The sequence below is a fragment of the Acrocarpospora catenulata genome, assembly GCF_018476525.1.
Taxonomy (GTDB): domain Bacteria; phylum Actinomycetota; class Actinomycetes; order Streptosporangiales; family Streptosporangiaceae; genus Acrocarpospora; species Acrocarpospora catenulata.
The window spans coordinates 1-12,751 of sequence record NZ_JAHCST010000065.1; the positions used below are offsets into that span (position 1 = coordinate 1).

The window sequence follows — 12,751 nt, forward strand, 5'->3', positions numbered from 1 at the left end:
GGAGCCGGGCCCCCGACCGGAGGTCGAACAAGGGTGGGTGGGTGGGAGTTCCACGGCAACCACTCGCCCAGGTGGAAGCCGGGCCTGGAGGGTCGGAAGGGTGGGTGGGGCCTCACGGCTGTTTCATGGGCCGCCGGGGAGTTGGCCCAGGGTGACGGTTAGCGTTTCGGTCTGGCCGTTGGGGCGTTGGAGGGTTACTTTTGCCTGTTTGCCGGGGGTGAGGGTGGCGAGGAGTTGGGAGAGGGCGGTGGTGGTGGGGGTGGGGGTGTCGTTTACGGCGGTGATGACGTCTCCGGGGCGGATGCCGGCCTTGGCTGCGCCGCCGCCTGGGGTGACGGTGCCGACTACTACTCCGGCCGGTTCTCCGTTGGAGCCGATGGCTGTGCCGACCCGTACACCGAGCGCGGCCCGCCGGGAGTTGACGACTCGGCCGTTCTTGATCAGCTGATTGGCGATGTCGCTCGCGGTGGCGCTGGGGATGGCGAAGCCGATGCCGGGGGCCGCGCCCAGTTGCGGGTCGACGGCGGCCAGGGTGGGGATGCCGACCACCCGGGCGGACAGGTCCACCAGGGCGCCGCCGCTGTTCCCCCGGTTGATCGCGGCAGAGGTCTGGATGGCGTCGGCGATGGTGGCCCCGGGCACGCCGTTCTCCTCCTCGCCCGACACCGTGCGCCCGAGCGCGGAGACGATGCCTTGGGTGACCGTGCCGGAGAAGCCCAGCGGATTGCCCATGGCCAGCACCATCTGGCCGACCTGAAGCTTGCCGGAGTCGCCGAAAGCGGCCGGGGCCAGCCCCGAGGGATCGGCGACCTTGATGACCGCCAGATCCCCGGCCGGGAACGTGCCGACCAGAGTGGCGGGCCTGGCCTGACCGCCGGTGGCCAGGGACACCTGGAAACGCTGGGATTCGCCCACCACGTGGGCGTTGGTGACGATGTGCCCGTCGGTGTCGAAGACCACGCCGGAGCCCAGCTCGTTGCCGGTGGTGATCTGCACGATGGACGGCAGCACCTTCTTGATCACCTGTTCGTACGCCGCCTCGACCGCCGCCGCCGCGCTGGGCACGTCCACCGGGCTCTGACTGCGGGCCTTACTGTGCGCCTGGCCGGTACGCGGTGAGGCCCCTGCGCCGGGAGTGGCGCCGCCACCGCCGTACGAGCCGGCACAGGCGGCGCAGGCGCCCCCGAGGAGTGCGGCCGTGACCGTCACGGTCAGCGCCGACCTGGCCGCCACCTGGGTGATCGCCGGTGAGAATGTCATAGCGGAGTGTCTATCCAGGTGACCGGCGGGATGCCAGGACCCCCGCCCGGACACCGGAAATCCGGTCTTGATGGAGCGTGACATGGGGCGGGCGTGATCATGACTATTGACGTAATCTGCGGACATGGCGGACGAACAGGGCAACCCCCGGCGGATGTTCATCCGTTCCTATGACGCGCCGACCACGCCGCTTCCGAAAGTCAGCCCCGAGGAGCTGCGCCGGCTCACCTCACCGGAACGGGTGACGCCCCCGTCACGCCGCAATTTCGGCGACATCCCGATGCGGTTCGTCTACGTCGTCTGCGCGGTGACCATGGGCATCGCCGTCGTCCTGTTCGTGTACGCGCTGCGCGCCGACGACGAGCCGCCGGGCTCGGTCAAGGTCGAGCAGGCCCAGGCCACCGCACCGGCCGCGCCCGCCCAGCCCACCCTGGAGCCGGAGCCCAGCCCATCCCCCACCGTCGTGTTACCCAGGGTCCCCACGTCCAGAAATATGACGATCTATGAGGGGCCAGGGTCGGTGGTGGCCTCCGTGGTCAGCGACCAGAAGTCCGGCATCAGCTACGCGAAGTTCGGCGCCCCTTGGCGCAGCGCCAAGCCCGACCCCTTCCAGTTCCGCCAGCGGGCCGGGGCGGCGCTGATCGCCTCCAGCCCGCTCCCTGGCGAGGCCCCCGGCGAGCTCGCCACCCAGGCCGACTACCGCCGGGTGGCCGCCCGCGCCGCCAAGTGGACCCTCCGCCACCAGCCCGCCGGCAGCACCCTGAAGTGGACCGCCTCCCAGCCGCTCAGGTACGGCACCGGCTGGCTGCTCGCCTACCGCGTCACCTACGAGGTGGACGGCGAGGAGCGCACCTCGGACGCGATCGTCGCCCTGGTGGACACGGGCCGGAGCAAACCGGCCATGCTCTTCGCCACCGTCCCCGACACCAGGGACGAACTCCGCCGCGACCTCAACATGCTCTTCTGGACCCTCCGCCCGATCTGAACGATCCAAGCCGCCACGATCTAGCTCGGGGCCGAAGCTTTTTCTAGAATATGATTCTGCATCGGCCGAGGGTGGAGGATCATATGGCGATCGGGCTGAGCGAGGAGCACGAGGCGCTCCGGGAGTCGGTGAGCGGATGGGCCGAGCGGTTCGTCCCCTCCGGCGTGGTGCGAGGCGCGGTCGGCGCCGAGTCCGAGGAGCGCCCGCCCTTCTGGTCCGGCCTCGCCGATCAGGGCCTGCTCGGCCTGCACCTGCCCGAGGAGTACGGCGGCTCAGGCTACGGCCTGCTGGAGGCGGCGGTGGCCGTCGAGGCGCTCGCCGAACGGGCCACCCCGGGGCCGTACGTGCCGACCGTGCTGGCGAGCGCGGCACTGCTGAGCGCCTCGGAGAAGACCCGCCAGGAGTTCCTGCCCGGCCTGGCCGACGGCACGCTGGTCGGCGCGTTCGCCCTGACGGGGAACCTCACCGGGGAACACGCCGATGGCGTGCTGCTCGTCACCGGCACCGCCGAACCCGTGCTCGGCGGCGCCCTCGCCGACGTGCTGGTGCTGCCGGTCGCCACCGACCGGGGGACGGAGTGGGTGGTGGTGGAGTCCGCCCAGGTCACGATCACCCCGATCCCGGCGCTAGACCTCACCAGGGGAGCGGCCAAGGTGGAGGCCGTGGCCGTACCGGTGGAAAGGGTGCTGGACGGGCCGGAGGTACAAGACCTGGCGGCCGTGCTGCTGGGCGCGGAGGCGGCCGGGCTGGCGCAGTGGTGCGTGACCGCCGCCGCCGAGTACGCCAAGGTACGGGTCCAGTTCGGCCGCCCCATCGGCCAGTTCCAGGGCATCAAGCACAAGATCTCCCGGATGCTGGTCGCGCTGGAGCAGGCCCGCGCCACCGTCTGGGACGCCACCCGCGCCGAAGGCGGCGAACGGGCCTTCGCGGTCGCCGTCGCCGGAATGACCGCGCCCGACGCCGCGGTCCAGTGCGCCAAGGACGCCGTCCAGACCTTCGGCGGCATCGGCTACACCTTCGAGCACGACGCCCACCTCTACCTGCGGCGCGCGCTGAGCATCCGCGCCCTGCTGGGCTCCTCGGCGGAGTGGGCCGAGCGGGTGGCCGCGCAGACCATCGCCGGGGTGCGCAGGGAGATGCACCTGGACCTGCCGGACGAGGCCGAGCCGCTCCGCGAGCGGATCAGGGCGGAGTTGGCCGAGATCGGCGCGCTGGAGGGCGTCGAGCAGAAGCGGGCGCTGGCCGCCGCCGGGTTCGTCATGCCGCACCTGGCCCGGCCCTGGGGGAGGGGCGCCAAGCCGCTGGAGCAGGTGCTCATCCACCAGGAGCTCAGGACCGCCGGGATCAAGCTGCCGCAGATGATCATCGGGGCCTGGGTGGTGCCCTCCATCGCCACCTACGGCACGGCCGAGCAGCAGGAACGTTTCCTGCCGCGCACGCTCAGCGGGGAGCTGATCTGGTGCCAGCTCTTCTCCGAGCCGGGCGCCGGATCCGACCTGGCCTCGGTGCAGATGAAGGCCGAGCGGGTGGAGGGCGGCTGGCGGCTGAACGGCCAGAAGATCTGGACCTCGGTGGCGCACGTGGCCGAGTGGGGCATCTGCATCGCCCGCACCTCCAGCGACGGCCCCAAGCACGACGGGATCACCTACTTCCTGGTGGACATGAAGGCCCCCGGCGTGACCGTGCGCCCGCTCACCGAGATGACCGGCGAGAACCTGTTCAACGAGGTCTTCCTGGACGACGTGTTCGTCGCCGACGAGCTGGTGGTGGGCGAGGTCGGCCAGGGCTGGAAGGTGGCCAGGCACACCCTCTCCAACGAGCGGGTCTCGCTCTCCTCGGGGGCGGGCGGCACCGGCTCCTCGGTGCCCGACCTGCTCGGGCTGGCCTCCCGGCTGGGCCGGGAGCTCACCCCCGCGGAGCGGCAGACCCTGGCCCAGGTGGTCGCCGAGGGGCACTCGATCAACGCGTTGTCGCTGCGGGTCACCCTCAAGCAGCTGGCCGGGACCGACCCGGGCGCGGACGGCTCGGTGCGCAAGCTGCTGTCCACCACGCACGCCCAGCACGTGGCGGAGTGCGCGGTGGAGCTGCTCGGCCCGGCCGCGACGACGGCGGCCGACTGGAAGCTCGGCGACGCGGGGTACTGGAACCGGGCGATCCTGGCCACCCGCGCGATGACCATCTACGGTGGCACCACCGAGGTCCAGCTCAACATCATCGGCGAGCGCATGCTCGGGCTGCCCCGCGACCCGGAGCCGGGAAAATAAGAACACGTTGCAGTTCGATCAGCCGCGACCTACCGTGAGGGCATGCGGACGCGGGTCACGGACATGTTCGGGATCGAGTTCCCGATCTTCGCATTCAGTCACTGCCGGGACGTCGTCGCGGCGGTCACCCGGGCCGGGGGCATGGGCGTGCTTGGCGCCCTCTACTTCACGCCGGAGGAACTGGAGTCCGAGCTGCGCTGGCTGGACGCGCACGTGGACGGCAGGCCGTACGGGGTGGACGTGGTCATGCCGGCCTCGTACGCGGGGTCGGAGCTGGGCGTGGACTCCCCGGAGGAGCTGCTGGCCCGGCTGCGCGGGATGATCCCGGACGGCCACCGGGCCTTCGTGGACGACCTGCTGGCCCGGCACGGCGTGCCCCCGCTGGCCGGGGAGGACGCCGGGCGCGCCCTGCTCGGCTGGACCGACGCCACCGCCCGGCCGCAGGTCGAGGTGGCGCTCCGCCACCCGATCGCGCTGCTGGCCAACGCGCTCGGCCCGCCCCCGGCCGACGTGGTCGAGCAGGCGCACGCCAAGGGCGTCAAGGTGGCCGCGCTGGCCTCCACCCCCCGGCACGCGGTCAAGCAGGTCGAAGTGGGCGTGGACGTGGTGGTCGCGCAGGGCACCGAGGCGGGCGGGCACACCGGCGAGATCTCCACGATGGTGCTGATTCCGCAGGTCGTGGACGCGGTTCAGGTGCCCGTGCTGGCCGCGGGCGGGATCGGCGACGGGCGGCAGATGGCGGCCGGCCTGGCACTGGGCGCCGAGGGCGTGTGGACCGGCTCGATCTGGCTCACCGTGGAGGAGGCCGACACCCCCGAGGTGGCCAGGAACCGCATCCTGGCCGCCACCTCGCGGGACACCGTGCGCTCCCGGTCCTGGACCGGCAAGCCCGCCCGGCTGCTGAAGACCGGGTGGACCGACGCCTGGGAGGCCGCCGACTCGCCCGGCACGCTGCCCATGCCGCTGCAGTTCATGCTGGTCTCCGACGCGCTGCGGCGGATCGGGCGCGCGGGTTCTGCCGAGCTGACCACCTTCCCCGCAGGTCAGATCATCGGCACGATGAACCAGGTCAAGTCGGCCAAGCAGGTGGTGTTCGAGCTGGTCGAGGGGTATGTGTCCGCGATGGAACGCCTCGATGACATCACTAACGACCCTCGTACCTAGCCGGGCGCTTCTCCCGGAAGGCCCTGGCTCCCTCCTTGGCGTCCTCGGAGCCGATGACCGGCCAGCCGAGCGCGTCCGAGATGGGCAGCGCCTCCTGCTCGCCGAGCCCGATCGTGTCCCGGTAGACGCGCAGGATGGCCTGGACCGCCAGCGGCCCGGAGGCCGCCACGTCCTCGGCCAGCGCTCTGGCCCTGGTCAGCGCCTCGCCGTCGGGCACCACCTGGTTGACCAGGCCCATCCTGTACGCCTCTGGAGCGTTCACCGGGCGGCCCGTGAGCAGCAGGTCCATCGCGAAGGCGTACGGGATCTGCCGGGGGAGCCGGATCGCGCTGCCGCCCATCGGGAACAGGGCGCGCTTGGCCTCGAAGAGGCCGAGCACCGCGCTCTCGGCCACCACCCGCAGATCGGTCCCGATCAGCAGTTCGGTGCCGCCCGCCACCGCGTACCCTTCCACGGCGGAGATGATCGGCTTGGTGGGCAGGTCCTCGCGGAGCAGGCCCTTCCAGTGGAAGTCGGGAATCTCGGCCGCCCGCCGCCTGACCCGTTCGTCCTCGGAGGGCTGGGCCATCGCCTTCAGGTCGGCGCCCGCGCAGAACGTGCCGCCCGCGCCGGTCAGGATGCCCACCCGGACCTCCGGTTCGGCGGAGATGTAGGCCCACGCCTCGGCCATGCCGACCAGCATGTCGGTGGAGAGCGCGTTCTTCGCCGCCGGCCGGTCCATGGTGACGATCACCAGGTGCCCGTCCCGTTCCACCCGGCAGTGTGCGGTACTGATCGGCAGTAGCTCCACCGGACCTCCTGATAACAAGCGCTTGTTGGGTTACGGGCCCCGAGTTAACCTGCTCGCAAAGTAGAACAGATTCTCGTTCGCGGACAAGGGAGTTCCGAATGGGCTCGCTCGGCTTCTGGCGGCTCGCACAGGACGACCCCGAGTGGATCGCCGCCATCGACCCGGACGGCACGGAGCACACCGCCGGGGATCTGCTCGCCCGGGCCAACCGCCTGGTGCACGGGCTCCGCGAGCTCGGCCTCCGGCGGGGGGACGGCATCTGCGCCCTGGTGCCCAACGGGGTGGACGGGCTCACGCTCTACCTGGCCGCGCTCCAGGCGGGTTGGTACTATACGCCGATCAACTGGCACCTGACCGGCCCGGAGATCGCCCACATCGTGGCCGACAGCGAGGCCAAGGCGTACTTCGTCCACGAAAGGTACGCGGCGGAGGGCGTTCGCGCGGCGGCCGACCCCGCGCGGTGCTTCGCGTTCGGCCAGGTCCCGGGCTTCCGCCCGGCGGCCGAACTGACCGCGGGACGCCCTGACTCCCCGCCCCCCGACCGTACGGCGGGCGTCACCATGCACTACACCTCCGGCACCACCGGCAAGCCCAAAGGCGTACGCCGCCCGCTCACCGGCCTGGACCCGGACGACGCCGCCGAGCTCATGACCGCCCTGCTCGCCTTCTTCGGCATCACCCCGGGCCACCCCAACGCCCACCTGGTCACCTCGCCCAACTACCACACCGCGGTCACCCAGTTCGGCGGCACGGCCCTGCACATGGGGCACACCCTGGTCTACATGGACAGGTGGGACGCCGAGGAGACGCTCCGCCTCTGCGAGCGGTACCGGATCACCAACTCGCACCTGGTGCCCACGCACTTCAAACGCCTGCTCGCCCTCCCCGAGGAGACCCGCCACCGGTACGACCTGTCCTCGCTGCGGTGGATGATCCACGCCGCCGCGCCCTGCCCGATCCCCGTCAAGCAGCAGATGCTCGACTGGTGGGGCGACGTGGTCTACGAGTACTACGCGGCCACCGAGGGCGGCGGCACACTGGCGACCCCCGGGGACTGGAAGGCCCACCCGGGCACGGTCGGCAGGCCCTGGCCGATCAGCGACCTGCTGATCGTGGACGACGCACTCGACGAGGTCCCGGCCGGCACTCCCGGCACGATCTACATGCGGATGCGCGGCCTCGGCTTCGAGTACAAGGGCGACCCCGCCAAGACCGAGGCCAACCGGCTCCGCGACTACTTCACCGTGGGCGACGTCGGCTACCTCGACCAGGAGGGCTTCCTCTACCTGTGCGACCGCAAAGCCGACATGATCATCTCAGGCGGGACGAACATCTACCCGGCCGAGATCGAGAACGAACTGCTGGCCCACCCCAAGGTCGCCGACGTCGCGGTCTTCGGCATCCCCGACGAGGAGTGGGGGGAGCAGATCAAGGCGGTCGTGGAGGCCGCCCCCGGCGCCACCCCGGGGCCGGAGCTGGCCGCCGAGCTCCTGGAGTCGCTGCGGGGCAGGCTGGCCACCATGAAGTGGCCGAAGACCGTCGACTTCATCCCCGAGATGCCCCGCGAACCCAACGGCAAGCTGCTCAAGCGCAAACTCCGTGACCCCTACTGGGAGGGCCGCGACCGTGCCATCTGACCTGTCCGCACGGCACATCCTGGAGTTCCCCGGCGGCTACACCCGGACCACAGGACCGGTGATCGGCCGCTTCCTCACCGAACTCCGCGACGGGCGCATCGTCGGGGTGCGGACCGCCGACGGTCGCACCCTGGTCCCGCCGCTGGAGTACGACCCGCACACCGGCGACCCGGTCACCGGCGAGTACGTCCAGGTCGGGCCCGCGGGCACGGTCGCCGAATGGACCTGGGTGACCGCGCCCCGCGCCGCGCACCCGCTGGACCGGCCCTTCGCCTGGGCGATGATCAGGCTGGATGGCGCCGACACCGCGCTGGTGCACGCGGTCGACACCGGGCACCCCAAGGCGATCCGCGCCGGGCTGCGGGTGTGGCCCCGGTGGCGGGCCGAGCGGGTCGGGCAGATCACCGACATCGAGTGCTTCGTGCCGGAGGTGACGATGATCGTCTCCCCGGTGCGGACCGAGTACACGGTCACCCCCGGGCGGGCGCTCACCCGCTTCCTGGAGGGCGTGCGGGACGGCATCCTGCTGGGCGGGCGCTGCGCCACCTGCGACAAGGTGTACCTGCCGTACCGGATCTCCTGCCCGGAGTGCGGCTCCCCGATCGAGGAGGAGCGCCAGGTGTCCGACACCGGGACGGTCACCACGTTCGCCATCAACAACCTGCCCGACCCGCGGGCCCCCGAGGTGCCGTTCGTCTCCGCGTACATCCTGCTGGACGGGGCCGACACGCCGATGATCGCGCTGGTCGGCGGCGTCCCCGCGCACGAGGTGCGGCAGGGCATGCGGGTGCGCGCGGTCTGGGTGCCCGAGGCCGAGCGCACTCTGTCCATGACGAACATCACCTGGTTCGCGCCCACCGGCGAGCCCGACGCCGAGCTGGAGGCCTGATGCGTGCGGTGGCCGTCGCGGCGTTCGCCCAGACCGTGCACACCGGCCACGACACCGGCCTGAGCGAACCGGAACTCCTGCTGCCGGTGCTGGCCGAGGTCCGCGCGAAGTCCGGCCTGCGCGCCTTCGGCTTCACCTGTTCGGGCAGCTGCGACTACCTGGCGGGAGCGCCGTTCTCGTTCGTGTCCGCGCTGGACGCGCTGGGCGCCTGGCCGCCCATCTCGGAGAGCCACGTGGAGATGGACGCGGCCTTCGCCCTGTACGAGGCGTGGGTGCGCCTCCAGCACGGCGACGTGGACTCCGCCCTGGTGTACGGCTTCGGCAAGAGCTCCCTGGGCGACCTCAGGGAGATCATGACCTTGCAGCTGGACCCGTACTACCTGGCGCCGCTCGGCCTGGACCAGCTCTCCTACGCCGGCCTCCAGGCCGCCGCCCTCGGCGCCGACCGGGCCGAACTGGACGCCATCGTCCGGCGCTGCCGGGCCGACGGCCGGCGCAACCCGTACGCGCTGGACCTGCCCGACCCCACCGAGCAGGACGACGGCCACGCCGCCCCGATCACCGACGGCGCGGCGGCCGTGGTCCTGGTCGCGGGCGACCTGCTCCGCGAGTATCCCCGCCTGGCCTACCTCACCGGCATCGCGCACCGCATCGAGCCCCACTACCTGGGCATGCGCGACCTCGCCCGGTCGCCCTCGGCCGCCGACGCGGCGACGGCGGCGGGGGTCGGCAAGGGCAGGGTGGACGTGGCCGAACTGCACACCCAGTTCAGCCACGAGGAACTCATCCTGCGCGAGGCCCTCGGGCTGCCCCCGGACACGCTGATCAACCCCTCCGGCGGCCCGCTGGCCGCCAACCCGGTGATGGCCACCGGCCTGATCCGCGTCGGCGAGGCCGCCCAGCGCATCCTGGACGGCACCGCCGGCCGCGCCGTCGCGCACGCCACCGGCGGCCCCTGCCTCCAGCAGAACCTGGTCGCCGTCCTGTCCGAGGAGGCCTGATGGGCAACCGCTGCGCGGTCATCGGCGTCGGCCAGACCCACTACACCACCAAACGCCGGGACGTCTCGATGGCCGGGCTGGTCCGCGAGGCCGCGCTGCGCGCACTCGAAGACGCCGAGCTCACCTTCAGGGACATCGACGCCGTCGTGATCGGCAAGGCCCCCGACCTGTTCGAGGGCGTGATGATGCCGGAGGCGTACCTGGCGGACGCGCTGGGCGCGGCGGGCAAGCCGGTGACGCGGGTGCACACCGCCGGTTCGGTGGGCGGCTCGACCGCGCTGGTGGGCGCGTCGCTGATCCAGGGCGGAGTGCACGACCGGGTGCTCGTGGTCGCCTACGAGAAGCAGTCGGAGTCCAACGCGACCTGGGCGCTCTCCACCCACCTGCCGTTCACCGCCTCGCTGGTGGTCGGCGCGGGCGGCTACTTCGCCCCGCACATCCGGGAGTACGTGCGCCGCTCCGGCGCGCCCGCCCACATCGGCGCCCTGGTCGCGGTCAAAGACCGGCGCAACGCTCTCAAGAACCCGTACGCGCACCTGAGGATCCCCGGCATCGACCGGGCCATGGTGGAGTCCACCCCGATGCTCTGGGAGCCCATCCGCTACCTGGAGACCTGCCCGTCCTCCGACGGCGCCTGCGCCCTGGTGCTCGCCTCCGAACGCGCCGCCACCGGCCGCCCCGCCTGGGTGCACGGTACGGCCATGCGTTCAGAACCCATCTTCCGGGCCGGCCGGGACACCGTGAACCCGCGGGCCGGCCAGGACTGCGCCGCCGACGTCTACCGGCAGGCCGGGATCACCGACCCGCGCCGGGAGATCGACGTCGCCGAGGTCTACGTCCCGTTCTCCTGGTACGAGCCGATGTGGCTGGAGAACCTGGGCTTCGCCGACCTGACCGAGGGCTGGAAGCTCACCGAGTCCGGCGCCACCGCGCTGGACGGCGACATCCCCTGGAACGCCTCCGGTGGCGTGCTCAGCAGCAACCCGATCGGCGCCTCCGGGCTGATCCGGTTCGCCGAGGCCGCGCTCCAGGTGCGCGGCCTGGCGGGGGAGCACCAGGTGGCGGGGGCGCGGACCGCGCTCGGGCACGCGTACGGCGGAGGCGCCCAGTTCTTCGCGATGTGGATCGTCGGAGCCGACAAACCCTGATCCCCCATGGCCTGATCCTCACGGAAGGAGTCCGCATGGAGTTCAACCACGCCGACCTGTTCGAGGGGCTCGCCGACGTGGTCGGGGAGCGCGTCGCCGCCGTCTGCGGCAGCGAGCGGGTCACCTACGCCGAACTGGAAGCCCAGGCCAACCGGCTGGCTCACCACCTGGCCGCGCACGGGATCGGCGCGGGGGACCACGTCGGGATCCAGCTCTACAACGGCATCGAGTACCTCACCGGGCTACTGGCCACGCTGAAACTCCGGGCCGTCCCGATCAACGTGAACTACCGCTACGTCGAGGCCGAACTGCGCTACCTGTACACCGACTCCGACATGGCCGCCCTCATCTTCGACGCGGAGTTCGGCCCGCGGGTGGCCGCCGCGGCCGCGCAGGCCCCCCGATTACGGCACCTGATCGCGGTGGGCGGGCCCGCGGAGTCCGCGATCCCATGGCCGACCGCCTTGTCCGGAATGCCGGACACGCGGGACTTCCCGGCCCGGTCCGGCCAGGACGTCTACATCATCTACACCGGAGGCACCACCGGCCTGCCCAAAGGCGTCATGTGGCACACCGAGGACCTCTTCATGGCCTTCGGCGGCGGCAACCCGTGGGGCGCGCCCCTGACCTCCCCCGACGCCGTCATCGAACAGGCCAGGAACGCCGGACCGCTCACCATGATGGCCGCCGCGCCGCTCATGCACGGCGCCGCCCAGATGGGCACCTTCATCACCTGGTGGATGGGCGGAACCATGGTGTACGTCCCGAAGTTCGACGCCCAGGAGGTGCTGGCCGCGATCGAACGCGAGAAGGTGATAACCCTCAACATCACCGGCGACGCCATGGCACGGCCGCTCGCCGACGCCATCGCCACCGGCGCGTACGACCTGTCCTCGCTGTTCGTGATGAGCTCCACGGGCGCCATCCTGACCGGCACGGTCCGCGACCGCCTCCAGGAACTCCTCCCCAACACCATGATCATGGACAGCTTCGGCTCCACCGAATCCGGCTACACCGCCGCCGCCGTCGCCGGCTCCTCCCCGGAATCCGGCCTCAAGTACCAGCCCAACGCCAACTCCACGATGGCCGTCCTGGACGCCGCGCTCCAGCCCGTACGCCCCGGCTCCGGCGAGATGGGCACCGTCGCCAAAACCGGCCGCATCGCCTTCGGCTACTACAACGACCCGCAGAAGACCGCGGAAACCTTCGTCACCGACCCCGCCGGCGTGACCTGGCTCCTCACCGGCGACCTCGCCATGGTCGAGGAGGACGGCACCATGCGCGTCTTCGGGCGCGGCTCCCAGTGCATCAACACCGGCGGCGAGAAGGTCTTCCCCGAAGAGGTCGAAGCCGTGCTCAAAGGCCACCCCGCCGTCTTCGACGCCGTGGTCACCGGCATCCCCGACGACCACTGGGGCCACCGCGTGGCCGCCGTCGTCGAACCCCGCCCGGACCTCCCGGTCACCGCCGACGACCTCACCGCCCACTGCCGCACCCGCCTGGCCAGCTACAAGATCCCCCGCACGTACGCCTTCGTCCCCCAGATCCACCGCTCCCCGGCGGGCAAGGCCGACTACCGCTGGGCCAGAGAACAGGCCCAGGCCGCGAAGTAG

At 71.6% G+C, this 12,751-nt stretch carries 10 protein-coding genes; 8 read left to right on the top strand and 2 right to left on the bottom strand.

The window, feature by feature from the left end; all coding sequences use genetic code 11:
- Positions 1-123: 123 nt before the first annotated feature.
- Positions 124-1,260 (bottom strand): S1C family serine protease, encoded by a 1,137-nt coding sequence (locus KIP79_RS38635; protein WP_214109972.1) that lies wholly within the window; start codon positions 1,258-1,260, stop codon positions 124-126.
- Between the two features lie 124 nt (positions 1,261-1,384).
- On the opposite strand from KIP79_RS38635, the gene KIP79_RS38640 reads away from it, so the two are divergent.
- From KIP79_RS38640 to KIP79_RS38650, 3 genes are all read left to right on the top strand, one after another.
- On the top strand, positions 1,385-2,245 hold the full coding sequence (locus KIP79_RS38640; protein WP_214109973.1) for a hypothetical protein: 861 nt from the start codon (positions 1,385-1,387) through the stop codon (positions 2,243-2,245).
- Positions 2,246-2,328: 83 nt separating this feature from the next.
- Entirely contained in the window at positions 2,329-4,509 is a 2,181-nt protein-coding gene (locus tag KIP79_RS38645) for an acyl-CoA dehydrogenase family protein (RefSeq protein ID WP_214109974.1), read from the top strand.
- A gap of 42 nt (positions 4,510-4,551) precedes the next feature.
- Positions 4,552-5,673: an NAD(P)H-dependent flavin oxidoreductase gene (locus KIP79_RS38650; protein ID WP_214109975.1), complete on the top strand. Its 1,122-nt coding sequence runs from the start codon at positions 4,552-4,554 to the stop codon at positions 5,671-5,673.
- Here the strand turns inward: KIP79_RS38650 and KIP79_RS38655 are convergent.
- Positions 5,654-6,463: a crotonase/enoyl-CoA hydratase family protein gene (locus KIP79_RS38655; protein ID WP_214109976.1), complete on the bottom strand. Its 810-nt coding sequence runs from the start codon at positions 6,461-6,463 to the stop codon at positions 5,654-5,656. The genes KIP79_RS38650 and KIP79_RS38655 overlap by 20 nt on opposite strands.
- A 98-nt stretch (positions 6,464-6,561) precedes the next feature.
- On the opposite strand from KIP79_RS38655, the gene KIP79_RS38660 reads away from it, so the two are divergent.
- The 5 genes from KIP79_RS38660 to KIP79_RS38680 are packed head-to-tail and all read left to right on the top strand — an operon-like array spanning position 6,562 to position 12,751.
- Entirely contained in the window at positions 6,562-8,100 is a 1,539-nt protein-coding gene (locus tag KIP79_RS38660; protein ID WP_214109977.1) for an acyl-CoA synthetase, read from the top strand.
- Entirely contained in the window at positions 8,090-8,989 is a 900-nt protein-coding gene (locus tag KIP79_RS38665; protein WP_214109978.1) for a Zn-ribbon domain-containing OB-fold protein, read from the top strand. Before KIP79_RS38660 ends, KIP79_RS38665 begins: the two co-directional genes overlap by 11 nt.
- Positions 8,989-9,990 (top strand): thiolase family protein, encoded by a 1,002-nt coding sequence (locus KIP79_RS38670; RefSeq protein WP_214109979.1) that lies wholly within the window; start codon positions 8,989-8,991, stop codon positions 9,988-9,990. The genes KIP79_RS38665 and KIP79_RS38670 overlap by 1 nt, the downstream gene beginning before the upstream one ends.
- A complete protein-coding gene (locus KIP79_RS38675; RefSeq protein ID WP_214109980.1) occupies positions 9,990-11,138 on the top strand; it encodes a thiolase family protein in 1,149 nt (382 codons plus the stop codon). Before KIP79_RS38670 ends, KIP79_RS38675 begins: the two co-directional genes overlap by 1 nt.
- 35 nt (positions 11,139-11,173) lie before the next feature.
- Positions 11,174-12,751, top strand: a complete 1,578-nt coding sequence (locus KIP79_RS38680) for an acyl-CoA synthetase (RefSeq protein ID WP_214109981.1) — start codon at positions 11,174-11,176, stop codon at positions 12,749-12,751.